The sequence below is a fragment of the Thermococcus celericrescens genome, assembly GCF_001484195.1.
GTDB classification, from domain to species: domain Archaea; phylum Methanobacteriota_B; class Thermococci; order Thermococcales; family Thermococcaceae; genus Thermococcus; species Thermococcus celericrescens.
In genome coordinates, this window is sequence record NZ_LLYW01000016.1 from 1 (window position 1) to 23,821 (window position 23,821).

Annotated in this window: 24 protein-coding genes, 3 tRNA genes and 1 pseudogene; 22 read left to right on the forward strand and 6 right to left on the reverse strand. The window is 55.9% G+C overall.

Going from position 1 to position 23,821, the window contains the following annotated elements:
* Positions 1-19: 19 nt before the first annotated feature.
* The 9 genes and pseudogenes from APY94_RS04660 (at position 20) to APY94_RS04700 (ending at position 11,083) form a co-directional block, all read left to right on the forward strand.
* Positions 20-97: transfer RNA gene (locus tag APY94_RS04660), tRNA-Ile, on the forward strand.
* A gap of 1,587 nt (positions 98-1,684) precedes the next feature.
* A complete protein-coding gene (locus tag APY94_RS04665) occupies positions 1,685-1,933 on the forward strand; it encodes a DNA-directed RNA polymerase subunit H (protein ID WP_058938533.1) in 249 nt (82 codons plus the stop codon).
* A gap of 17 nt (positions 1,934-1,950) precedes the next feature.
* Positions 1,951-5,318 (forward strand): annotated as a pseudogene (locus APY94_RS04670) (DNA-directed RNA polymerase subunit B).
* 4 nt (positions 5,319-5,322) lie between these two features.
* The gene (locus tag APY94_RS04675) at positions 5,323-8,040 is read left to right on the forward strand and encodes a DNA-directed RNA polymerase subunit A' (RefSeq protein WP_058938534.1); all 2,718 of its coding nucleotides are present in this window, start codon (positions 5,323-5,325) and stop codon (positions 8,038-8,040) included.
* 1 nt (position 8,041) lies between these two features.
* On the forward strand, positions 8,042-9,217 hold the full coding sequence (gene rpoA2 / locus APY94_RS04680; RefSeq protein WP_014012377.1) for a DNA-directed RNA polymerase subunit A'': 1,176 nt from the start codon (positions 8,042-8,044) through the stop codon (positions 9,215-9,217).
* Between the two features lie 13 nt (positions 9,218-9,230).
* Positions 9,231-9,539 carry a 50S ribosomal protein L30e gene (locus APY94_RS04685; RefSeq protein ID WP_014012378.1) on the forward strand — a complete coding sequence of 103 codons (309 nt, stop codon included), beginning with the start codon at positions 9,231-9,233 and terminating at the stop codon, positions 9,537-9,539.
* The gene (locus APY94_RS04690) at positions 9,539-9,976 is read left to right on the forward strand and encodes a NusA-like transcription termination signal-binding factor (protein WP_014012379.1); all 438 of its coding nucleotides are present in this window, start codon (positions 9,539-9,541) and stop codon (positions 9,974-9,976) included. Before APY94_RS04685 ends, APY94_RS04690 begins: the two co-directional genes overlap by 1 nt.
* A gap of 10 nt (positions 9,977-9,986) precedes the next feature.
* Positions 9,987-10,430 carry a 30S ribosomal protein S12 gene (locus APY94_RS04695; protein ID WP_014012380.1) on the forward strand — a complete coding sequence of 148 codons (444 nt, stop codon included), beginning with the start codon at positions 9,987-9,989 and terminating at the stop codon, positions 10,428-10,430.
* Positions 10,431-10,435: 5 nt separating this feature from the next.
* Entirely contained in the window at positions 10,436-11,083 is a 648-nt protein-coding gene (locus tag APY94_RS04700; RefSeq protein WP_058938535.1) for a 30S ribosomal protein S7, read from the forward strand.
* Between the two features lie 60 nt (positions 11,084-11,143).
* Here the strand turns inward: APY94_RS04700 and APY94_RS04705 are convergent, their stop codons facing one another.
* The 5 genes from APY94_RS04705 to APY94_RS04725 form a co-directional block, all read right to left on the reverse strand.
* Complete coding sequence (locus APY94_RS04705; RefSeq protein ID WP_058938536.1) at positions 11,144-12,421, reverse strand: FAD-dependent oxidoreductase; 1,278 nt, start codon at positions 12,419-12,421, stop codon at positions 11,144-11,146.
* A 183-nt stretch (positions 12,422-12,604) separates the two neighbouring features.
* Positions 12,605-13,729, reverse strand: a complete 1,125-nt coding sequence (locus APY94_RS04710) for an alkaline phosphatase family protein (RefSeq protein WP_058938537.1) — start codon at positions 13,727-13,729, stop codon at positions 12,605-12,607.
* 65 nt (positions 13,730-13,794) lie between these two features.
* Positions 13,795-15,063, reverse strand: coding sequence for an Nre family DNA repair protein (locus APY94_RS04715; RefSeq protein ID WP_058938538.1), 1,269 nt, complete (start codon positions 15,061-15,063; stop codon positions 13,795-13,797).
* A 674-nt stretch (positions 15,064-15,737) separates the two neighbouring features.
* Positions 15,738-15,812: transfer RNA gene (locus APY94_RS04720), tRNA-Cys, on the reverse strand.
* Positions 15,813-15,833: 21 nt separating this feature from the next.
* A tRNA-Ser gene (locus APY94_RS04725) sits at positions 15,834-15,919 on the reverse strand.
* Between the two features lie 102 nt (positions 15,920-16,021).
* Here APY94_RS04725 and APY94_RS04730 point away from each other — a divergent pair.
* Positions 16,022-16,225, forward strand: coding sequence for a MoaD/ThiS family protein (locus APY94_RS04730; protein WP_058938539.1), 204 nt, complete (start codon positions 16,022-16,024; stop codon positions 16,223-16,225).
* 52 nt (positions 16,226-16,277) lie between these two features.
* Here APY94_RS04730 and APY94_RS04735 read toward each other — a convergent pair whose 3' ends face one another.
* Positions 16,278-17,477 carry a pyridoxal phosphate-dependent aminotransferase gene (locus APY94_RS04735; protein WP_058938540.1) on the reverse strand — a complete coding sequence of 400 codons (1,200 nt, stop codon included), beginning with the start codon at positions 17,475-17,477 and terminating at the stop codon, positions 16,278-16,280.
* Between the two features lie 188 nt (positions 17,478-17,665).
* Between APY94_RS04735 and APY94_RS04740 the strand changes: the two genes are divergently transcribed.
* The 12 genes from APY94_RS04740 (at position 17,666) to APY94_RS04795 (ending at position 23,787) form a co-directional block, all read left to right on the forward strand.
* Entirely contained in the window at positions 17,666-17,911 is a 246-nt protein-coding gene (locus APY94_RS04740; protein WP_058938541.1) for a hypothetical protein, read from the forward strand.
* Positions 17,908-18,489 carry a lysine exporter LysO family protein gene (locus APY94_RS04745; RefSeq protein ID WP_058938542.1) on the forward strand — a complete coding sequence of 194 codons (582 nt, stop codon included), beginning with the start codon at positions 17,908-17,910 and terminating at the stop codon, positions 18,487-18,489. The genes APY94_RS04740 and APY94_RS04745 overlap by 4 nt, the downstream gene beginning before the upstream one ends.
* Before the next feature lie 61 nt (positions 18,490-18,550).
* Positions 18,551-18,730, forward strand: a complete 180-nt coding sequence (locus tag APY94_RS04750; RefSeq protein ID WP_014788305.1) for an HTH domain-containing protein — start codon at positions 18,551-18,553, stop codon at positions 18,728-18,730.
* Between the two features lie 186 nt (positions 18,731-18,916).
* On the forward strand, positions 18,917-19,201 hold the full coding sequence (locus tag APY94_RS04755; protein WP_014012391.1) for a 50S ribosomal protein L44e: 285 nt from the start codon (positions 18,917-18,919) through the stop codon (positions 19,199-19,201).
* Positions 19,202-19,204: 3 nt separating this feature from the next.
* Positions 19,205-19,402, forward strand: coding sequence for a 30S ribosomal protein S27e (locus APY94_RS04760; protein ID WP_012571194.1), 198 nt, complete (start codon positions 19,205-19,207; stop codon positions 19,400-19,402).
* Positions 19,403-19,503: 101 nt separating this feature from the next.
* Positions 19,504-20,331 carry a translation initiation factor IF-2 subunit alpha gene (locus tag APY94_RS04765; protein ID WP_058938543.1) on the forward strand — a complete coding sequence of 276 codons (828 nt, stop codon included), beginning with the start codon at positions 19,504-19,506 and terminating at the stop codon, positions 20,329-20,331.
* On the forward strand, positions 20,331-20,510 hold the full coding sequence (locus tag APY94_RS04770) for an RNA-protein complex protein Nop10 (protein ID WP_058938544.1): 180 nt from the start codon (positions 20,331-20,333) through the stop codon (positions 20,508-20,510). Before APY94_RS04765 ends, APY94_RS04770 begins: the two co-directional genes overlap by 1 nt.
* A 1-nt stretch (position 20,511) precedes the next feature.
* Positions 20,512-21,312 carry a proteasome assembly chaperone family protein gene (locus APY94_RS04775; protein WP_058938545.1) on the forward strand — a complete coding sequence of 267 codons (801 nt, stop codon included), beginning with the start codon at positions 20,512-20,514 and terminating at the stop codon, positions 21,310-21,312.
* A gap of 145 nt (positions 21,313-21,457) precedes the next feature.
* On the forward strand, positions 21,458-22,072 hold the full coding sequence (locus APY94_RS04780; RefSeq protein ID WP_058938546.1) for an energy-coupling factor ABC transporter permease: 615 nt from the start codon (positions 21,458-21,460) through the stop codon (positions 22,070-22,072).
* Positions 22,069-22,317 carry a PDGLE domain-containing protein gene (locus APY94_RS04785; protein WP_058938547.1) on the forward strand — a complete coding sequence of 83 codons (249 nt, stop codon included), beginning with the start codon at positions 22,069-22,071 and terminating at the stop codon, positions 22,315-22,317. Before APY94_RS04780 ends, APY94_RS04785 begins: the two co-directional genes overlap by 4 nt.
* Before the next feature lies 1 nt (position 22,318).
* Positions 22,319-22,978, forward strand: a complete 660-nt coding sequence (locus tag APY94_RS04790) for an energy-coupling factor transporter transmembrane component T family protein (RefSeq protein WP_058938548.1) — start codon at positions 22,319-22,321, stop codon at positions 22,976-22,978.
* On the forward strand, positions 22,975-23,787 hold the full coding sequence (locus tag APY94_RS04795) for an energy-coupling factor ABC transporter ATP-binding protein (protein ID WP_058938549.1): 813 nt from the start codon (positions 22,975-22,977) through the stop codon (positions 23,785-23,787). The genes APY94_RS04790 and APY94_RS04795 overlap by 4 nt, the downstream gene beginning before the upstream one ends.
* Positions 23,788-23,821: the final 34 nt, after the last annotated feature.

A 23,821-nucleotide genomic window follows, 5' to 3' on the forward strand; every position in this document is an offset into this window, starting at 1 on the left:
GGCGGCGGCGCCATCCCGTGGGCCCGTAGCTCAGCCTGGTCAGAGCGCGCGGCTCATAACCGCGTGGTCGGGGGTTCAAAGCCCCCCGGGCCCACCATTTCAGCCCTTGCTTCGCAAGCGCTGGCGGAAGAAAGAGTGCTTTTCTAAGAATTGACAAGTTCTGAAATGGGTTTTTCATTTACTCGCTCCTTTGTGAGTGTTTCTCTTTGAGAAGGCGCCCGACGGGCGCCAATGGTAAGTTGAAACTGCTCTGAAAAGCTTCCTTTTATGTTAAACCCCGCTTAAAATTATCCAGTTCTTTAGTGCACGACTAATTTTTGCTTTTCTTTGAGAAGGGTGTTCTTTGGTCAAACTTTGCTCTGCAAAGTTTGTTCGCTTGCGCAAAGTTTCATCAAAAAGTTCTGACTGTGTTTGGTGCCGTGCCCTTGAGGTCGTGCGATATTTTAACTCCATGTCTCAACAGGGTTTGGCTCTCGGATAATCTTCTATCAAGCAGTTTTAACCTTGTTATTGGCGTCCTTCGGACGCCGTTTGAAGAGTGAAACACTCGCAAGAGGGCAATTAGAAGAGTAAACCCCAACAGAATCGCCCGTTTTAAAGTGCACGAAGTTTTTTCAGGCTTTTAACCAGTAAAACATTTTTGGTCAAGCTTTGCCAAGCAAAGCTTGCTTGGTGAGTGTTTCACCTCCACAAGGCGCCCTTTGGGCGCCGATAAAAATGTGAAACTTCTTGAAGGGCTTGATTTAAAAGTTAAACCCATTGTGTTGGTTGTACTTGAGCAGTGCACGACTGGTTTCTGCCAGTTTAATGGAAAGAGCACTCTTTGATCAAACTTTGCTCTGCAAAGTTTGTTCGCCTTCGCGACGTTGAAGCGAAGCTTCAACGCACGGGACGATAGTCCCGTTGAGTTTGATCAATGTTCGTAGCTCCTTTCTCAAAGTGCGAGTTCTTGAGTGGTTTCTCTTTAAATGGGCATTTAAAAGTGAGAACCTTTTGGATTACACCCTTTGAGCAGGCGTTTAAGATATAATGGACGCCCTCGGGCGTCAGAGAAGAGTAAACCCCTTCAAAAGGCCACTTTTATAGAGTTCTCGCTTGAAAATGGAATGCTCAAGTTGAAAACCAACACACAGAAACGCTCTTGATAAAGAGCTACAAACTTCTGGCAAAGCTTTCTCAAAAGCTTCCCTCACAAACAAAACACCGGTTTTTCAAGCGGGTTCGTACTGTTGAGCGATGAAAACATTCTGATCCACAATATGGGGGCTCTTCAAGGTCGTATTGGACATTTAAAAGCGTCAGTGGCCACTGTTTCGCACAAAAAACTGACCAAATTTTACCCGTATTTTGGCCAGATATGACAGATGAACCCGTTAATCAGCCACGTTATGCCATTATTTTAGCATAAATCATGTCAAAATTACAGCAGATCTCGAGCATCAGGCCGTTTTTTAGAAAGTTCGAACATCGAACCGACGACAAACATTTATAAGCCTTTCCCCATAATGATGGACATAAAAGTGCATCAGAGTAGCTTTTCGGTATGGAAAACGGGTCTTAAACTTTACGCAACCGATATAAACCCATACGAGCTAGATACCACTCGAAAAGCTTATATACCGAAACCCGCAGGTGTGAGGTAGTGATAATCGTTCTTAAAAAATGTTAAAGGGGGCAATTCTCGGTGGCGACGAAAAAAGAGTTTGATATATTCACACATGAGCTGGTTCCCGAACACAGAATACTGAGCGAAGAGGAGAAAGAGGAGCTCCTCAGGAAGTACAGGATCAGGATCTCCCAGCTTCCGCAGATCAAGGCTTCGGACCCTGCTGTCGTGGCCCTTGGGGCAAAGCCGGGCGATATCCTTGAGATCAGAAGAAAAAGCCCGACGGCGGGCTACTACCACTACTACCGCCTTGTGGTGGAGGACTGATTCTGCGAGGTGAGATTATGGCATCGAGAGGACCAACCGTTGTGGATGTTACTCCTGACGACCTCTGGCTCGTTATGGACGCCTACTGGAAGGAGAGGGGACTTGTAAGACAGCATCTTGATTCTTACAACGCTTTCATTGACAACGGCATGCAGCAGGTCATATACGAGTTCGGCGGACTGAAGCCGGATATTCCGGACTTCGAGGTTAAGTTCGGTAAAATACGCCTGGGCGAACCCGAGTTCCAGGAGGCCCAGGGACAGAGGAAGCCGCTCTACCCGATGGACGCCAGGATAAGGAACCTCACGTACTCCGCACCGCTCTACCTCGAGCTCATCCCGGTCATCAAGGGCATCGAGCAGGAGGCCGTCGAGGTCCGCATTGGAGAGCTCCCGATAATGCTCAAGTCCAAGGCCTGCAGGCTTTACGGCCTCAGCGACGAGGAGCTCATCAAGCTCGGCGAGGATCCAAAGGATCCGGGAGGATATTTCATCATAAACGGTTCTGAGAGGGTTATAGTCTCCATTGAGGACCTCGCCCCGAACAAGACCCTCGTTGAGCGCGACGAGAGGCAGAACAGGATAATCGCAAAGGTCTTCTCATACAGACACGGTTACAGGGCCCTGATAACCGTCGAGAGGAGAAAGGATGGTATCCTCTACGTCAACATTCCGAACGTTCCGAGACCCGTCAAGTTCGTTTACGTTATGCGCGCCCTCGGTCTTCTGAGCGATAAAGAGATCGTCGAGGCCGTGAGCGACGATCCGAGGATACAGCAGGTTCTCTTCGACAACCTCGAGGACGCCAGCGACGTGATGAACCAGGAGGACGCGCTCGACTACATCGGAAAGCTCTCCCTGCCCGGCCAGCCGAAGGAGTACAGGCTCAGGAGGGCGGAGCACATCATAGACAACAACCTCCTCCCGCACATGGGCGTCGAGCCCGAGAGGAGAAAAGCTAAGGCCTACTACCTCGGCATGATGGCCCTCAAGGTTCTTGAGCTTTCCCTAGGCCTCCGCGGTGAGGACGACAAGGACCACTACGCCAACAAGAGGCTCAAGCTCGCTGGAGACCTCCTCAGGGACCTCTTCCGCGTCGCCTTCGGCCAGCTCGTCAAGGACATGCAGTACCAGATGACCAAGACCTACCAGAGGAAGGGCGAGCGCTACACCTTCGAGAACATTCAGAGGTTTGTGAGAAACTCCATAAGACCTGATGTCCTCAGCGAGAGGATCGAGCACGCCCTCGCGACCGGTGCCTGGCCCGGCGGAAGGACCGGTGTGAGCCAGCTTCTCGATAGAACGAACTACATGAGCACCCTTTCACACCTCAGGCGCGTTACTTCCCCGCTCAGCAGGGATCAGCCCCACTTCGAGGCGCGTGATCTTCACGGAACCCACTGGGGAAGGATCTGTCCGACAGAGACGCCGGAAGGTCCGAACTGTGGTCTCGTTAAGAACCTCTCCTTGATGTCCCAGATAACCACCGGCATCCCCGAGGAGGAGGTCATGGAGTACCTGAACAAGCTCGGCGTCGTTTCCATCGAGGAGCGCCGCCCGAGCCCCGAGCTCTGGCGCCTCTACCTCAACGGAGTCTCATCGGGACCATAGAGGACGGAGAGTCCCTCGTCCGCAGGATAAGGAGCGACAGGAGAAGCGGAAAGATAAGCGATGTCATCAACGTGGCGATATACCAGGACGAGGAGGTTCGGGAGGTATACGTCAACAGCGACGACGGCCGCGTCAGGAGGCCGCTCATCATCGTCGAGAACGGGCAGCCGAAGCTCACCAAGGAGCACGTCGATGCAATAAAGAGCGGGGCCCTCACCTGGAACGATCTGGTAAAGATGGGCGTCATAGAGTACCTCGACGCGGAAGAGGAGGAGAACGCCCTCGTCGCCACATGGCCCTGGGAGGTCACGGAGGAGCACACCCACCTCGAGCTCATGCCGGCCGCGATACTCGGTATCCCAGCTTCGCTCGTTCCGTATCCGGAGCACAACGCTGCCCCGCGTAACACCTACGGAGCGGGTATGGCCAAGCAGAGCCTCGGCTTTGGTGCCGCCAACTTCAGGATAAGGGTGGACACGCGCGGGCATCTCATGCACTACCCGCAGGTTCCGCTCGTCAACTCACGCATCATGAAGGCCGTCGGTTTTGAGGAGAGGCCAGCAGGCCAGAACTTCGTGGTCGCGGTCCTCAGCTACGGCGGCTACAACATGGAGGACGCAATTATCATGAACAAGGCCTCCATCGAACGCGGTCTCGGAAGAAGCACGTTCTTCAGAACATACGAGGCCGAGGAGAAGCGCTACCTCGGCGGTCAGACCGACCGCTTTGAGGTTCCCGACCCCACCATACAGGGCTATCTCGGCGAGAAGTACTACAGACACCTCGACGAGGACGGTATAATCTTCCCGGAGTCAAAGGTCACGGGTAAGGACGTTCTCGTCGGCAGAACCTCACCGCCGAGGTTCCTCGAGGAGCAGAGCGGCCTCGGAGGGATAATACTCCAGGAGAGGAGGGAGACGAGCGTCACCGTCAGGCCGAGCGAGAGAGGTATAGTTGACAAGGTCATCATCACCGAGACCGGCGACGGAACCAAACTCGTCAAGGTGACCACCAGGGACCTCCGCATCCCGGAGTTCGGAGACAAGTTCGCATCGAGGCACGGACAGAAGGGTGTCGTGGGTCTCATCGTTCCGCAGGAGGACATGCCCTGGACCGAGAGCGGAATCGTTCCTGACCTAATCGTCAACCCGCACGGTATCCCGAGCCGTATGACCGTCGGACAGCTCATCGAGGCCATAGGCGGAAAGGTCGCCGCCCTCACTGGAAGGAGGGTCGATGGAACCGCGTTCATTGGTGAGCCCGAGGAGAAGCTCAGGAAGGAGCTTGAGGAGCTTGGATTCAAGCACAGCGGCAGGGAGGTCATGTACGACGGCATAACCGGAAGAAGACTGGAGGCCGACATATTCGTCGGTGTCATCTACTACCAGAGGCTCCACCACATGGTCGCCGACAAGATGCACGCGAGGAGCAGGGGTCCGGTGCAGGTTCTCACCAAGCAGCCGACCGAGGGTAGGGCCAGGGAAGGAGGTCTCAGGTTCGGTGAGATGGAACGTGACGTCCTCATCGGACACGGCGCCGCGATGCTTCTCATAGAGAGACTGCTCGAGGAGAGCGACAAGACCGAGGTATGGGTCTGCGAGAGCTGCGGACACCTGGCACTCGAGGACAAGCGCAGAGGAAAGGTCTACTGCCCGGTCTGTGGAGAGGAAGAGAAGATCAGCAAGGTGGAGATGAGCTACGCCTTCAAGCTGCTGCTCGACGAGCTGAAGGCTATGGGAATAAGGCCGTCCCTCAAGATAACGGATAGGGTGTGATAGCATGCAGTCGATGAAGAAGATCATCGGGAGTATTGAATTCGGTATCCTCTCACCCCAGGAAATCAGAAAGATGAGCGCGGCCGAGATAACCGTCCCCGACACCTACGACGACGACGGCTACCCAATCGAAGGCGGCCTCATGGACAAAAGACTGGGTGTTGTTGACCCGGGACTCCGCTGTGAGACCTGTGGAGCGAGAGCTGGAGACTGTCCGGGCCACTTCGGCCACGTTGAGCTCGCCAGGCCGATAGTCCACGTCGGATTCGCCAAGACCATCCACAGGGTCCTCGAGAGCACCTGCCGCGAGTGCGGAAGGATAAAGCTCACCGACGAGGAGATAGAGGAGTACACCCACAAGTTCGAGGTCATGGGCGACAGGAAGAAGGCCAAGGACAGGCTCATCAAGGAGATACACAAGAAGGCCAAGGAGAGGATGGTCTGCCCGCACTGTGGAGCGCCGCAGTTCCCTATCAAGTTCGAGAGGCCGACCATCTACTGGGAGCTCAGGAAGGACGAGGAGGGCAACGAGTACAGGCACAGAATGATGCCGAGCGAGGTCCGCGACAGACTCGAAAAGATACCCGACAAGGACCTGCATCTCCTCGGACTGCACCCGGAGAAGGCCAGGCCCGAGTGGATGATACTGACGGTCCTGCCGGTTCCGCCGGTCACCATGAGACCGTCCATCACCCTCGAGAGCGGCATCCGTGCCGAGGACGACCTCACCCACAAGCTCGTTGACATCATCCGTATCAACAACCGCCTCAAGTCCAACATCGAGGCCGGTGCACCGCAGCTCATCATCGAGGACCTCTGGGACCTCCTCCAGTATCACGTTACCACCTACATCAACAACGAGACCTCAGGCATTCCGCCGGCCAAGCACAAGAGCGGAAGGCCCCTCAAGACCCTCTCCCAGAGGCTCAAGGGCAAGGAGGGCCGCTTCCGTGGAAACCTCAGCGGTAAGCGTGTCAACTTCTCGGCCCGTACGGTCATCAGCCCCGACCCGATGATAAGCATCAACGAGGTCGGCGTTCCTATAGCGGTAGCCATGGAGCTCACCGTTCCGGAGAAGGTCACCGAGTTCAACTTCGAGAAGCTCAAGAAGATGGTCCTCAACGGACCCGAGAAGTATCCAGGCGCCAATTACGTCATCGATCCCGAGGGAAGGAGAATCCGCCTCATGGAGAACAACCTCGAGATCATCGCCGAGAAGCTCGACCTCGGCTGGACGGTCGAGAGGCACCTCATGGACGGAGACATAGTGCTCTTCAACAGGCAGCCGTCGCTGCACAGGATGTCCATCATGGCCCACCGCGTCAGGGTGATGCCGTACAGAACCTTCCGCCTCAACCTCTCGGTCTGCCCGCCGTACAACGCTGACTTCGACGGTGACGAGATGAACCTCCACGTACCGCAGACCGAGGAGGCCCAGGCGGAGGCCAGGATACTCATGGAGGTTCAGAACCACATCATCTCGCCGAGGTACGGAGGCCCGCTCATCGCTGGAATCCAGGACCACATCTCCGGCGGCTACCTGCTCACCCGTGAGGGTGCCTACTTCACCCGCTCAGAGGTCGAGCAGATGCTCATGTTCGCGGGAATCGACATCCGCGAGCTCCCGGCGCCGGACAAGGTGGAGAACGGCGTCGAGCTCTGGAGCGGAAAGACCATCTTCTCGCTCGTCCTGCCGGAGGACATCACCATCTGGTACCGCAACAAGCTCTGCGACGAGCCGGAGCGCTGTGAGGCACTCGAAAAGCTCATCGAGGAGAAGCTCGTCCCCGACCCGGAGGAGGTTAGAAAGCTCGCCTACGACGGCTTCGTCTACATACAGAACGGAAAGCTCCTCAGCGGCGCCATAGACAAGAAGGCCTACGGAAGGGAGGACGGAAGGCTCCTCGACCTCATAGTGAGGGAGTACGGCGTTGATAGGGCGAGGCAGTTCCTCGACCAGGTCACCAAGCTCGCCATCTGGACCATCACCCACAAGGGCTTCACCACCGCCATAGACGATGAGGACCTTCCGAGCGAGGCCCTCGACAGGATTCACGAGATAATCCGCGAGGCTGAGGAGAGGGTCAACAGGCTCATAGAGGCCTACAAGAACGGTGAGCTTGAGCCGCTGCCGGGTAAGACCCTTGAGGAGACCCTCGAGAGCAACATCATGGCTGTCCTCGCCGAGGCTCGTGACAACGCCGGTAAGGTCGCCGAGCGCTACCTCGGTATGGGCAACCACGCGGTCATCATGGCCAAGACCGGAGCAAGGGGTAAGATGCTCAACATCACCCAGATGGCCGCTATGCTCGGTCAGCAGTCCATCCGTGGAAAGCGTCTCTACCGCGGCTACCGCGGAAGGGTTCTCACGCACTTCAAGCCGGAAGACCTCGGCGCGAGGGCGAAGGGATTCGTCACCAACTCCTACAAGAGCGGCCTTACCCCGCAGGAGTACTTCTTCCACGCAATGGGTGGACGTGAGGGACTTGTCGACACCGCGGTCAGGACTGCCCAGAGCGGTTACATGCAGAGAAGGCTCATCAACGCCCTCCAGGACCTCAAGGTGGACTACGACGGAACCGTCAGAGACCCGACCGGAATCATCGTCCAGTTCAAGTACGGTGAGGACGGCATCGACCCGATGAAGAGCTGGCAGGGCAAGACCGTTGATGTTGACAGGGTCATCCTTAGAACCCTCGTCAAGATGAGGGGAGGTGAGTGAAATGGTCGCAGCGAAGACCATCAAGAGCCTGGTGGACAAGGCAGACCTCCCGGAGAACCTCAGGGAGGAGCTCTACAACAAGCTGGTCGAGTACAATAAGAAGTACAAGCTCAAGAAGGCGGAGATAGAGGCCATCATCGAGGAGACCGTCCGCGAGTACCAGAACGCCCTCGTCGAGCCGGGAGAGGCCATAGGAACCGTTGCCGCACAGTCCATAGGTGAGCCCTCAACGCAGATGACCCTCAACACCTTCCACTACGCGGGTGTCGCGGAAATCAACGTCACCCTCGGTCTGCCGAGAATCATCGAGATCGTCGATGCGAGGAAGAACCCGTCCACCCCGATCATGACCGTTTACCTCGACGAGAAGCACCGCTACGACAGGGAGAAGGCCCTCGAGGTCGCGAGGAGGATCGAAGGCACCACCCTGGAAAACCTCGCCCGCGAGATGAGCATCGACATACTCAACTACGAGTTCGTCGTTGACATAGACCTGGAGAGGCTTGAGAAGGCCGGTCTGGACATGGAGAAGGTCCAGAGGAAGCTCGAGGGATCTTTCAAGAGCGCCGAGTTCGAGGTTGATGGATACACGCTCATAATGAGGCCCAAGAAGGTCGGAAAGCTCTCCGACCTCAGAAGACTTGCCGAAAAGGTTAAAAAGCACCGCCTTAAAGGCCTCTCGGGCGTCGGGAAGACCATCATAAGGAAGGAAGGCGACGAGTACGTCATTTACACCGAGGGCTCGAACTTCAAGCAGGTGCTCAAGGTCCCGGGCGTTGACCCCACGAGAACCAGGACGAACAACATCTGGGAGATCGCCGACGTGCTTGGCATTGAAGCGGCAAGAAACGCCATCATAGAGGAAATCGTCAACACGATGCGCGAGCAGGGTCTCGAGGTTGACGTCAGGCACATCATGCTCGTCGCCGACATGATGACGCTCGACGGTGTGATACTGCCCATAGGCAGGCACGGTATAGTTGGGGAGAAGGCCAGCGTGCTTGCCAGGGCCGCCTTCGAGATAACCACCCAGCACCTCTTCGAGGCCGCTGAGAGGGGCGATGAGGACCCCCTCAACGGTGTCGTGGAGAACGTGCTGATAGGACAGCCGGTTCCAGTCGGAACCGGAATGGTCAAACTGGCAATGAATCTCCCCCTGAGACCGAAAAGGGAGTAGGGAGGTGTGATGTATGGTTGATTTCGCATTCGAGCTTAGGAAGGCAGAGGACACCGGAAAGATAATCATGGGAGCGAAGAAGGCCATCCAGTACGCCAAGATGGGCGGTGCCAAGATGATTATCGTGGCCAGGAACGCGAGGCCGGACATAAAGGAGGACATACTCTACTACGCCAAGCTCAGCGGCATACCGATTTACGAGTTCGAGGGAACCAGCGTCGAGCTCGGAACCCTCCTCGGAAGGCCGCACACCGTTTCGGCCCTCGCGATAATCGACCCCGGTGAGAGCAGGATACTGGCCTTGGCTGGGGGTAAGGAGTAATGCCGCTCAAGCTCAACACCGACCAGATCAAGTTCATAGCGCTCTTCGAGAGCATGACCGGAGCGACAGTGATGGACTGCCTCATCGACACCAATAGGAACAGGCTCATATACGTCATTAAGAAGGGCGAGATGGGACTGGCCCTCGGAAAGAAGGGAGCCAACGTCAAGCGCGTCCAGAACATGCTCGGAAAGGAGATAGAGCTCATCGAGCACTCGGAGAACCCCGAAGAGTTCCTGAGGAACATTTATAAGAGCCTCGGGGTTAAGGTTAAAAAGGTCCACATCACTGAGAAGCGTGATGGTAAGAAGGTCGCCCTCCTCGACATCGGGCCCCGCGACAAGGCCAGGGCTATCGGAAAGGGCGGCCAGAACATCAACCTCGTGAAAGAGTTGATGGAGAGACACCACGGCATTCACGATGTGGTCATAATCTGAGGTGATGATCATGGCTGGAAAGAAGGCCCCGTATGGAGAGTTTGCCGGAAGGAAGCTCAAGCTCAAGAGGAAGAAGTTCCGCTGGAGCGACATCAGGTACAAGAGGAGAGTCCTCAGGCTCAAGGAGAAGAGCGACCCGCTTGGAGGTGCCCCGCAGGCCAAGGGCATCGTCCTTGAGAAGATAGCCGTCGAGGCAAAGCAGCCGAACTCGGCTATGCGTAAGGCAGTTCGTGTTCAGCTCATCAAGAACGGTAAGGTCGTTACCGCTTTCACCCCCGGTGACGGTGCCATCAACCACATCGACGAGCACGACGAGGTCATCATCGAGGGAATCGGTGGTCCAAAGGGTGGTTCCGTCGGTGATATCCCGGGAATCAGGTACAAGGTCGTCAAGGTCAACAGGGTCTCCCTCAAGGAGCTCGTCAAGGGAAGGAAGGAGAAGCCGAGGAGGTGAAGTGAATGGCCAAGGCAATCACCGAGAGGTTCTATCAGCCTAAGGAGCCCAAGGTCATGGGCAGGTGGAGCGTTGAGGACGTCGTCGTGAACGACCCGTCCCTCAGGCCCTACATCAACCTGGAGCCGAGGATCCTCCCGCACAGCCACGGAAGGCACGCCAAGAAGTCCTTCGGAAAGGCTAACGTTCACATCGTCGAGAGGCTCATCAACAAGGTCATGCGCAGCGGTGCCAGCGGCCACAAGGTCGGCGGCCACTTCATGAGGCGTGAGCACCGCTCCCTCATGAGCAAGAAGATGAAGGCCTACGAGGTCGTCAAGGAGGCTTTCATTATCATCGAGAGGCGCACCAAGCAGAACCCGATACAGGTTCTCGTCAGGGCCCTCGAGAACTCCTCCCCGAGAGAGGACACCACCACCATTGCCTTCGGTGGAATCCGCTACCACATGGCCGTTGACGTTGCCCCGCTCAGGAGGCTCGACATAGCCCTCAAGAACATCGCCCTTGGAGCCAGCGCCAAGTGCTACAGGAACAAGACCAGCTACGCCCAGGCCCTCGCGGAGGAGATAATAGCGGCCGCCAACAGGGACCCGAAGAGCTTCGCTTACAGCAAGAAGGAAGAGATTGAGAGGATCGCCCAGTCCTCACGCTGAGGACTGGAGGCTTTCCCTCCTTCATTTCCGTTTGTTCAGCTTTTCTGGAAAATTAAAAGGTCAGTGGGCGAGGGCTTTTCCGAGCCACTTTGCCAGTGCAACTATCGTCAGTATCGGGGGCATTCCCGGGGCCTTTGGGAGGACGCTCGCGTCGCAGACGTAGAGGTTTCTGATCTCCGTCTCCAGGTTCTCATCAACGACCCGTCCAATACCGGCGGTGCCGCCGACATGCGCCCCCTGCGGCTTGGACACGACGAAGGATTGGGCACCTATGCCCTTCAGTATCTCCTCGGCAATGGAGACCCCGTCGTCTATCCTCTTCCTGTCGTTGCTGGTTATTCCCTTCGAGACGTCCCCGTTCGGGTAGACCCTTCCCGAGGAGTCGTCCGCGGTCTTCACCATCATACCGACGAGCTTGCCGGTGGGCATCATGAAACCCTTCTTGCCTGCCTCCATGAACCTGACCATCCTGTTGGTGTTTATGTACGGGGAGAGGATGAAGCCCCTCTCGTCGTGGAACTCGTGGTCTACCAGCGCCATTGCCGGCTCCCTGGTCTGGTGCAGTCCCTCAGCCTTTCCGTAGACGTTCACGAACATGTCAATGAAGAGGTTGCCTCCAACGCCTTCCACTCCGGAGTTCTGGAGGATAACCGGTGTAGCCAGCGCTCCCGCTGCAAGGATGACGTTGTCAGCCCCGATCTCCACGTATCCGCTCTTTCCACGCCCCCTGACCCCAGTAACCTTTCCGCTCTCCGCAATGACCTCCTTAACTTCCATCTCGTAGAGCACCTCGGCACCGTATGAAACCGCATCGTTGAGGTAGTCGAGGGCCGTCCATTTGGCGCTCTGGAGGCAGCCGAACGTGCACTGGGCGCACCGGATGCACTTCGCAAAGTCGAGGAACTTCGGCATGGGTTCCATTTTGTAGCCCAGCTCCGCAGAAACATCTAGCATTTTCAGCGATGCATCGGACAGAAGGCTCTTCGGCGTGGGGGCGATCTTCATCTCCTCCTCTGCCTCCCTGAACTCGCCTTCCAGTTCAATGCCCAGATCCTTGAACTCCTCCTGGAGGCAACGCGTCCCGTTGGCGCATGAGACAACCGTCGAGCCTCCGGCCATTATCGTCCTCCAGAGGATGACTCCTTCCCTGGAAGTCTTTGGGGTCATGTGACCGGTCGTGTCAAAGTACCTGAGCGAGTCCCTGAAAGTCCCAACGTGCCCCTCGTACTTTCCGGCCTCAACGATTAGAACGTCCTTTCCCTCCCTGCTTAGCTCCCTCGCTATGGTAGCCCCACCGGCCCCAGAACCGACAACCAAATACTCAGCGTGCTTTTTCATAGAACCATCTCCACAGAGATATCGATTGAAGAAGAGTTATTCTCACTTCGTTTTACGCGCTCAAGGTATATATGGATTTGGCTTCATATTTAAGCCCTCTGATTCCAGTTTACAATTTACGAGATTGGGTTTATTCACCACAACAGACACCGTTGGCTGTAGAACCAAGTGATGCGAAGGCGTTCAGCTCTTCAGCAAGCTCCTCCCCACCATGTTCGCCGGCTTCTCAATCCCGAAGAAGCTCAAAACCGTCGGCGCGATGTCCATCAGGCCAGGCTCTTCAAGCTCAACGTTCTCAAAGCCCCAGAGTATGAGTGGAACCTTCACCACCGGCTCGTTCATCGAGCCGTGCATTCCCTTAACCCAGTGGCTGACGCCCTTTATGCCCTTGCACATTCTGTGGGAGCAGAACCAGTAGCCTGGCTTTGAAGAGACTACCAGCTCGCCGCTGTTGGGGGTGTCCAGGTGGGGAAGCTCGTCGCGGAAGAAGACGTCTTTGACCCCCGGCGCCCTCCTGAGAACCTCGAAGGCCTCCTCACTCTGGCCGGGGTCTTTGAGGTAGACGTGAACCCCCCCTCCGGAGGAGACGCGGAGCGTTTCAACCCCGTGCTTTCTGAGATAAATCCTCAGGTTCACCCAGGTGTGAACCTCTTCCTGTCCATGGTCAGCGAAGATTATGAAGGCGTACTCTTCCTTCAGGCGCTCCCAGAGGGTTCTAACGGCCGTATCGACCGTCTCAACAGCCTTTAGAGCCCCCTCACTCAGCGGCCCATAGTCGTGGCCCATGCCGTCTATCGAAGCGAAGTGTACGAGAAGCAAATCCGGTCTGCACTCCTCGTATAAGTATATGGCCGAGTTCATGACCCAGACGTCCTTCCTCCAATCGCGGCCGTGCTGGCGGTACATCCTGTCGCCGGCAAAGAAGGGCGGGAAGATTCTAACGTCCGTCCCGCTGAACGGGGGCATCGTATAGCCGCTGACGGCTGCGGTTCTAACACCCTTCTGCCGTAACAGGTCAACGATGGTTGGGGCCTTAATGACCTTGTGGGGATTAAATGCCACCTCGTAGTCGTAGAAGTTGACCTTTCTGTCAGAGAGGCGGTCGTAGTAGCCGTTCTCGACGACGCCGTGGTCTTTCGGCCACACCCCTGTCATCACGCTGGTGTGAACTAAGTCCGTGAGCGTTGGAAAGATGGAATCAACCACCGCGAACTCACCGCTTTCAGCAAGCTCGCTCAGGAAGGGCATGTGCTTCAGGTTGTAGACCCCACAGCCATCGATGCTTATGAGGGCGAGCTTCTTCCTCATCCCAAAACCTCCAAGTGGTGTCAGCCTGACGTGCACTCATCATCTTCAGTGGGATGGAGTGGTCATCATCCACCGACTCCCTTTTCGCCGAGGCGGTATAAATTCTTTCCGAGCCACTCGTCCAAAGTTTTCTGCCTCGCGAGGCTTCCGAGGATGTAGCTCCTGGCCAGGTACCTCTCGAAGGGATGCTCAAGACGCCTCCTTATGGCGTCGAGGGCCTCGTTGAGCGTCTCGAAGCGCCCTATCAAGTTGCCCATCGCCTTCTTCACCCCGAGGCGAATCTGCCAGACGCCAACCGGGGCATAGTACTCCGGCGTTACCTCGCGGAAAACCACTACCCTTGCCTGCCTCCTCCTTGCTCTCAGAGCTTCGAGGACGCTCAGCCTCGCCGCGTGATATGCGCCGGCGGTTTCCTTGACGTACTCCTTCCTCCCGCGGAAGTCCTCGTAGTCGTGGATGACGCTGGGTTCCGAGGCGCCGAAGAGAGACCCCTTAAGCCAGACTTCAAGGAGCTCAAAGGCGTAGCTCTCCGGCATCAGGAGAACCGCGTAGCGGTTACCCATGAACCGGTAGAAGTAAACCTCGTAGTCGTTTATCTCAGGGTTGTGCAGAATCTCGCGCCGCAGATTCTTCCCGAGTGTGTCCTGAACGGCTGTAATGCCCCACCTCGTTGGGACGAGCCTCTTGTCTAAGCCGAGGAGACCGGCGGAGAGGAGCCTTATGATGTAGTACTCGTCGAAGCCCCAGTTGTAGAGGCGCATTATAGCCGCTTCCGCCTTCAGCTCATCGCTGACAACGTAATCCGTCCTCCGCGGAATGCGGGGATTCTCGGTCAGTTCAAAATCTAAAAGCTCCGCCTTCGGCCCGATAGGCGGGGCAAACTCGCTCGGGAGGACTTTGAGAACGGGCTTCCTCTTGAGGAGAATCTCGCTGTCAACGGGCTTTATCGACATCGCCAGCTCCTGAACCTCGCCGAGGATCCTACCGCTCCGCCTTACGTGAACGTCAGCCTTCGTCTCACCCATGACGAGAAGCGAACGGTAGTAGAGGATGTCCTTTATCGTCTTGTCCTCCCACTTCATGGGGCTGTCAAGGTGGCTGGTGTTGCCCTCAATAGGGGGCACCAGGGGTCCTATGCGGACCTTGGGATAACCGTACTCGCCAACGAAGATGCTCGGCGGCGAGGAGCCGAAGAGGTGACGTTTGTTCAGTCTCTGCTCGACGGTGCGGGCTACCCTGAAGCGCTCAAGAATCGGACAGGTCGGCCTGCCGCAGAGGAGCTTTCTGCCCTTGCAGATCGCACAGAGTTTTGAGTTGAAGACCGGGGCGCTCATCGAAGGTAGGTAAGCGGGGAGGTATTTATGGTTTGTTGCGGGCCAGACTTTGCCTGCACAAAGGTTGACAAAAGGGGTTTTACTGTGAGCAGATAATTCAAAGAGCAGGCCCGCCAATTTGGAAGAAGCTTCACCAAAAGAGTTCCTTCAGGTTAAGATGATGGGAACCGAAGCGTGCACTCTAAATTCGCCCTCAAAAGGTGGTTTAGCTTTAAAACAAGCCATTAATCAGGTTTCACACTTATTCTGGCGTTCTTCGGACGTCTTGAGGAGAGTGAAATACTGCAGAACTGCCAATTAAAGAGTAAATCCACTAGAGGATTAAGCACGTCAGAATTGCACGCACTCTTTCTGTCAACGCTGAAACTTTGCTGGGCAAAGTTTCATCAAAGTTCGTGATTCCTCACAAAAAGCCAACTGAGAAAAGGTTTGCAATCTCAACAGGCATTTTCAAGCAGGAATTCACGATTCAAAGCCCCTCAAAAACGCGGGTTTAAACGCTTAAAGCGCTCATCTGGAGCGCGAAAATGAACAAACCCCTTAAATTAGAGCACTCCGATTATGAATTCCAAACCCAAAAACTACAACTCAAAAAGGCAAACCTTCTCAAAGGAGCACCTCAAAAAAGGAATCACCAACTTTTGATCAAACTTTTGCCCTGCAAAAGTTTGTTGTGGAGCCGGGAGGGGGATTTGAACCCCCGTAAAGCGGATCTGCAGTCCACCGCCTCGCCTCTAGGCTATCCCGGCATTCGACCCGGAGAAAGATTTTGGCGCCGCGGAGGGGATTTGAACCCCTGTGGCCAACGGCCACCGGCTTAGCAGGCCGGCGCCCTACCAGGCTAGGCTACCGCGGCACTCCCGTGCCCAGGTTATATGAGCAGGGGAGGGTTTTTAAGTTTTTTGGCTTCCGGCGGGTTTATAAAAGACTCCCTCAGAGTTCATGGAGGTGGTGAGAGATGATCAAGGTCAAGGTCCTGGGAAGGGGAATCGAGACGGAGGTCGAGTGGGAGAAGGGCATGAAGGTGGCCGACGTTCTCCGTGAGGTCGGCTTCAACACCGAGAGCGCCATAGCAAAGCTCAACGGAAGGGTCGCACTTGAAGATGAGAACGTGAAGGATGGTGACTACGTTGAGGTTATCCCGGTAGTTTCCGGCGGCTGATCTCTCTTTTTAATGACCGGCCAGAAGGGAAAAGGAAAGAGGTACCAAGAATTCACTCCGCAAGCCTCTTTCTCATGAAGGCCTCGAAGTTGTTCATGGCCTCTTCGAGTATCTCAACCGGCGGCAGGAAGACTATCCTGAAGTGCCACTCGCCGGCGTAGCCAAAGCCAGAGCCGTGGACAAAGAGCACGTGCGCCTCATGGAGAGCATCAAGCACGAAGTCCTTGTCGTTCTTCCACTTGGAGCGCTCCTCTATCCTCGGGAAGATGTAGAAGGCTCCCTGAGGCTTGGTGGTGCTTATCCCCGGAATCTCACTGAGGCGCTTGTAGATGTAGTCCCTCCTCTCCTTGAGCTTGGCCATGTACTCCTCAAGGTAATCCATCGGGCCCGTTAGGCCCGCTATGGCAGCGAACTGGGCTGGAGTGTTGGGGCACAGCCTTATCCTGGCCATCTTGTCTATCGCCTCCCTGACCTCGGCGAGCCTGTTCTCTGGGTCAACGTAGTAGAAGTAGCCGAGACGCCAGCCGGTGGCGAAGTAGACCTTTGACATGCCGTTCATAACGATGACCGGGACGTCCTTCGTGAGGGAGCCAGGGGAGACGTGCTTTCCTTCGTAGGTCATGAGGTCGTATATCTCATCGCTTATCACAGGCAGATCGTATTCACCGGCAAGGTCGAGTATCTCCCTAATCGTTTTCTTCTCGTAGAGCGCTCCCGTTGGGTTGTTCGGGTTGATGACCGCTATGGCCTTTGTCCTCTCGTCTATCTTCTTCCTCATGTCATCGATATCCGGCTGCCAGCCGTTCTCCTCTACGGTAAGGTACTCGTTGGCAATGCCGCCGTAGAACTTGACGAGGCCAGTGTAAGGCGGATAGCTTGGACTCGGAACAAGGATGTTGTCCCCGGGGTTGAGGAGGGCCCCGAATATGAACTGCAGCGCCTCTGTAACAGCTGCGGTAACGCGGACGTCTTCCGGGGTTACCTCAACACCGTTCTTCTTCCTCTCGCGCTCCACTATCGCTTCCCTCAGCTCGGGAATTCCCTCGCTCGGTCCGTAGTAGTTGTGCCCATCCTGGATGGCCTTGCAGTACGCGTCCCTCATGTGTTTGGGCGGCTGGAAGTCGTATTTGCCCGGATCGCCTATGTTGAGGCGGATGACCTTTATTCCCTTCTTTTCAAGCTCCCTCGCCGGGAGAACAACATCCCTTATGGCGTATTCGATGCCCATGGCCCTTTCGGATGCGCGAATCATGTGAACCACCATTTGAATGATGAATGGTTGCCGTAAAAAACCTTTGCCCGCATAGGTTTAAAAATGCGTGACTGTAACGGGTTACGGGCGATGACGATTAGCAAGCAAACTGAAAGCTCACGGATGATGACGTGAACACCCTCCGAGCCCCTCGATACGTTTATTAACCTTCAGAGGAAGGTTTTTACATGAACATCTTTATCCCACTAATCGCGGGCGTTCTCATAGGCTACGTTCTCCGCAGGAAAGAGCGTAAGGTGAACGTTGACGCCCCCATGAGCGCCGCACTGCTGCTCCTAATATTCTTCATGAGTGTCGAGGCGGGGAAGGTGAAGATAGATGCCCTGTGGCTCCTTAGTTCGTCCATAGTATTCGCGGCCCTCACCATAGCGGGCAGCGTTGGGATCGCTCTCCTCGTGGGGGGAAAGGGATGAGGTTTCTGGCCTACGTTCTGGTCGCGCTGATTGCAGGGATACTCACAGGGCACTTCTACGCTCCGGAATTCGGCAATCTCTATGAAATCATGCTCTACCTGCTGATACTGATAATCGGAATAGACCTTGGTCAGAGCTTCCGGCTCGCGGAGATCAGGAAGCTCGGAAGGCTCGCCATAAAGCTGCCCCTCGGCACTCTCCTGGGCTCACTCCTGGGCGGCCTCGTCGCTTCCCTGCTCCTGGGGATAGAGCTCAAGTGGGGGCTTGCAGTTGCTGCCGGCTGCGGCTGGTACAGCCTCACCGGGCCTCTGATAGCCCAGTACTCCGCCGTCTACGGCACCCTCGGCTTCCTAGCTAACCTCACCAGGGAGATATTCACCGTTCTGCTGTACCCCGTCGCTATCGGAAAGATGCGAAAGGAGCTGGCGGTTTCCATGGGCGGTGCCACAACCATGGACACGACGCTGCCGATAATGACGAAGTTCGGGGGCAGCGAGGTCGCGCTTATAGCCTTCGTTCACGGCTTCGTGCTCACGGCACTGGTGCCGTTCGTGGTTCCATTCATACTACAGTTCTGACCAATAACCTTTTAAGTTCAAACGTTTCAGGTTCTATTGACAAACCGATGGGGTGATAAAGATGGCTGAGGTTGAACTCGTTTTCAAGGTTCTGAAGGAAGCCGGAAAGCCCCTCAAGAGCAAGGAGATAGCCGAGCTTGCCGGCATCGACAAGAAGGAAGTGGACAAGGCCATAAAAGTGCTCAAAAAGGAGGGCAAAATCATCTCACCGAAGCGCTGCTACTATGCACCCGCCGAGTGAGGGCATTTCCGCCCGCTCTTTTCCCCGTTCAACTTTATACCTGGTGCCAGTGGTTCGCGCAAGCAAAAACTTTTTTAAAGCCTCGCGGCTACCGGGGTTTGCAGGCACTATCATGCCTCACGGCTCGGGGGTGTCCGAGGCTGGGGCGAGTAGGAACCCACCGGGCCTCTGCGTGGAGGTGAGAGAATGAAGTACCCGAAGCAGATAAGGACTTACTGCCCCTACTGTAAGAAGCACACTATCCACAAGGTCGAGAAGGTCAAGAAGAGACCGAGGAGCGAGCTCAGCCAGGGTCAGAGGAGATTCCGCAGGATCATGAAGGGTTACCGCGGTTTCCCGAGGCCGAACCCGGCCGGAAGGGAGAAGCCGGTCAAGAAGCTCGACCTCCGCTTCAGGTGCACCGTCTGCGGCAAGGCCCACACCAGGGGACAGGGCTTCCGCGTTAAGAAGTTCGAGCTGGTGGAGGTGTGATCCATGGCGCTCCCGAAGAACCTCATCCCGATGCCGAGGAGCAGGTTCCTCCGCGTCAAGTGCATAGACTGCGGCAACGAGCAGATAGTCTTCAGCAACCCGGCAACCACCGTCCGTTGCCTCGTCTGCGGCGCGACCCTCGTCGAGCCGACCGGCGGGAAGGGCGTCATCAAGGCCAAGATACTCGAGGTTCTCGAGTGAACCTTTCCCTTTCCTTTGCCTCCGTGCCCGGAGGCTTCTGCTAAACTTTAAATACCTCTTTTCGTAACTTACCCAGGCAGAGAAAATTAGAGGTGGTTGTAATGCCGAGGAAAGCCAAAGAGTACCCCGAAGAGGGAGAGTTCGTGGTTGCTACCGTCAAGAGCATTCACCCTTACGGTGCATTTCTCAAGCTCGACGAGTACCCCGGAAAGGAGGGATTCATGCACATAAGCGAGGTCGCCTCCACCTGGGTCAAGAACATCAGGGACCACGTTAAAGAGGGCCAGAAGATAGTCGCCAAAGTTATACGCGTTGACCCGAGCAAGGGGCACATTGACCTGAGCCTCAAGAGGGTGAATCAGCAGCAGAGGAAGGCCAAGCTCCAGGAGTATAAGCGCGCCCAGAAGGCCGAGAACCTCCTCAAGATGGCGGCTGAGAAGATAGGAAAGGACTTCGAAACCGCCTGGAAAGAGGTCTGGGTTCCCCTTGAGGAGGAGTACGGCGAGGTTTACGCCGCCTTTGAAGACGCCGCCCAGAACGGCATGGACGTCCTCAAGGGCCTCATCAGCGACGAGTGGACTGAGGCCCTGGAGCCGATAATCGAGGCCTACGTCGAGATTCCAACCGTTACGATCGACGCCGAGTTCGAGATAACGGTCCCGAAGCCCGACGGCATCGAGATAATCAGGGAAGCCCTCATAAGGGCCCGCGACAGGGCCAACGAGGAGAAGGAGATAGACGTCAAGTTCTCATACCAGGGAGCGCCGAGGTACAGGATAGACATAACTGCCCCGGACTACTACAAGGCGGAGGAGGTCCTTGAGAACATAGCCGAGGAGATACTCCGCGTCATAAAGGAAGCGGGCGGCGAAGCGACGCTCATCAGGAAGGAGAAGCGCATTAAGAAGGTCAAGAAGAGGGGTTCATGATGCACTTCCGGATCAGGAAGTGCCCCGGCTGCGGGCGCTACACGCTGAAGGAGATATGTCCCGTCTGCGGTGAGAAGACTAAGGTGGCACATCCACCGCGCTTTTCACCAGAGGACCCCTACGGCGAGTACAGGAGAAGGCTGAAGCGCGAGCAGCTGGGCATAGCAGGGAGGGATTGATATGAAAGAGTCAGTTATCCATGTCTATGAGAGGCCCGAACTCAGAGACCCGGTCTTTATCGAGGGTCTTCCAGGGATAGGCCTGGTTGGAAAGCTCGCCGCGGAGCACCTCATCCAGGAGCTCAACGCGGTCAAGTTCGCAGACCTCTACTCACCGCACTTCATGCACCAGGTTCTCATAAAGAAGAACTCCGTCGTCGAGCTGATGAAGAACGAGTTCTACTACTGGAAGAACCCCGACGAGAACGGCAGGGACATCATAATCATCACCGGCGACCAGCAGGTTCCGCCCACCGACAGCCCCGGCCACTTCGAGGTCGTCGGAAAGATGCTGGACTTCGTCAACGAATTTGGCGTTCGCGAGATAATCACGATGGGCGGCTACCAGGTGCCCGAGCTCCAGGGGGAGCCGAGGGTTCTCGCTGCCGTGACCCACGAGGAGCTGGTTGAGTACTACCAGAGAAAGCTTGAGGGATGCAGCGTTGACGTCATCTGGCGAGAGGACGAAGGGGGAGCGATAGTCGGTGCCGCTGGCCTTCTGCTCGGCATGGGCAAGCTCCGCTCGATGTACGGGGTAAGCCTTCTCGGCGAGAGCCTTGGCTACATCGTCGATGCAAAGGCGGCAAAGTCCGTCCTTTTAGCGGTGACCAAAATCCTTGGTCTTGAGCTCGACATGACCGCCCTCGAAGAGCGCGCCAAGGAGACGGAGGAAATACTCAGGAAGGTTCAGGAGATGCAGAGGGCCATGCTGGAGCAGCAGATGCCTCCCGCCCCGGAGGAGGAAGACAGGGGCTACCTCTGAGCCCATCCCATTTCTTTTCTGTAACGAGGCCGCACAATCACTGTTCTCAACCTTTGGTTGGTAATACGCGGTTTAAAAAACGCTTTTATTTCGTGTTACTCTTTATTCAATCGATAGCACAACAAAACCACCGGAGGTGTTTAGGTTGCATATCCCGGATGGACTGTTGAGTACACCCATTATAGTCATAACCTACGCAATAACGATAGCTGGAATAGCCTACGCGGCCAAAAAGCTCAGGAACTTCCCGGAGGAGAAGATACCTCTCCTAGGCCTCTTCGCGGCCGGAATCTTCGCGGCGCAGATGGTCAACTTCCCGATAATAGGGGGCGTCAGCGGACACCTGCTAGGAGCAACGCTGGTTGCGATAATGCTCGGACCCTACGCGGCGGTAATAGTCATGACCGCGGTTCTGCTCATACAGACGCTCCTCTTCGGGGACGGAGGAATAACGGCAATCGGCGCAAACATCCTCAACATGGGACTGATAGGGGCCATCGTAGGCTACGGCATTTATACCAAGCTCAAGGGCATCAACGAAACCTTTGCAATGGGCTTTGCCGCATGGCTCTCCGTTGTCTTAGGAGCAACCCTCGCGGCGGTTGAGATAGGCCTGAGCCACAGCCTTCCGTTCTTCAAAGTCCTTACCCTGATGGCCGGCTACCACTCGATAATCGGAATCGGTGAAGCGGTACTCACCGTCCTGATAGTCTACGCCGTAAGGGCAAAGCTTCCATCAATTGAGGGGGTGCCTGCATGAGGACGATTTTTAAGGGTCTGATAATTATAGCCGTCGTGATGGCGATAGTGCTGCCCCTCGCATCGAGCAACCCGGACGGGCTGGAGGCCACTATGGAAAAGGTCGGCCTTGAGGAGAACCCGGTTTACCACGCTCCCCTCGATTACGGCGAAACCTGGGGCCAGAGCGTGGTCATGGGGCTGCTCGGAATCATCCTAACCTTCGGGGTTGGCTACGGTTTAGCAAAACTCGCCAAGGGTGCCTGAGGTGTACCTGCCCGTCATTTTCCTTTATGCAATCGGAGTCGTGACGAGAAAGAGCCTAACGGAGTTGGCCTATTTTGGACTCCTTTTCCTGGTGGTCACCCTCATCATGAGGCCAAAGAGGAGCGTTTTCAAAAAGCTCGGCTTTCTCCTCGGCTTTGAGGGACTTCTGTTCATCATGGCGCTCTTTAACCCGGGAGGGCCGCTCCTGGAGACACCCCTTGGCCCGATAACCCACGAGGGAATATACTCATTCTTCATGCTCCTCGGAAAGGCGTTCCTCTCCGCGGGAACGGCCCTCGTTGTGACTAACTCCGTTGGTTTTTCAAGAATTCTTGCTGAGATGGAAGCGCTGAGGTTCCCCCGGATACTCACCCTGACGCTGGCATTCACCTACCGCTACATTGACCTCTTCACGGACGATGCAACGAGGATGAAGCGCGCCCTGGACTCAAGGGCGTTTGGTGTGGGGAAGGGGGAGTACTACAGAAAGCTCGGCTCCCTCATCGGTGAGGTGTTCGTCCGGGCATACCTCAGAAACGGGAGGATATACAGAGCCATGCTTGCGAGGGGCTTTGGGGAGTTTCCCAGCTTGGAAGAGCCGAGACCCAATGCGAAGACCACAATGCTAGCCCTGCTCGCTCTGGGGGGACTGCTGGTATGATAGAGCTGAAGGATCTTCACTTCTCCTATTCCGGCAGGGAAGTGCTCAGGGGGATAACCCTCACGATTGAGAGGGGAGAACTGTTTGGCTTCCTCGGGCCAAACGGAGCAGGAAAGAGCACCCTCATGCTGCACCTCAACGGCATACTCAAGCCGAAGAAGGGCAAGGTCACTGTGGACGGCCTTGACCCGGCAAAAAAACCGAAGGAAGTACGGAGAAAGGTCGGGATAGTCTTTCAAGACCCCAACGACCAGCTCTTCTCGCCGACCGTGTTCGAGGACGTTGCCTTCGGCCCTTACAATTTAGGCCTGAGGGGAGAGGAGCTGAGGGAACGCGTTCTGTGGGCGCTTGAGAAGGTCGGAATGCTCGAATACGCAGAGAGGGAAACCCGGGAGCTAAGCTTCGGCGAGAAGAAGAGAATAGCGATAGCTACGGTTCTTGCCATGGAGCCAGAGGTGATAGCCTTCGATGAGCCCTTCGCCAACCTCGACTTTAAAGGCAAAAAGATTATGAGGAGACTGATAACGGAGCTGAGGGCGGAGGGGAAGACAATAATACTGGCCTCCCACGAGGCGGATTACCTGGCCCTGTGCGACAGGATAGCCCTGATGGATGGGGGAAGAATAGTTACCGTCGGAACGCCCGAGGAGATACTCGGAAACCCTGAGCTTCTGAGGGAGCACAACCTAGATGTCCCACCCCTGGCCGAGCTCTTCCTGAGCCTGGGCCTGCCGGTTCCAAGGAGCGCGGAAGAGGGAAGAAAACTGCTGGAAGAGTGGAAGATGAGCGGATTTAACCAGAGTTATTGACTTTTTTATGTTAAAGTTAAGTCCCCGAAACAGC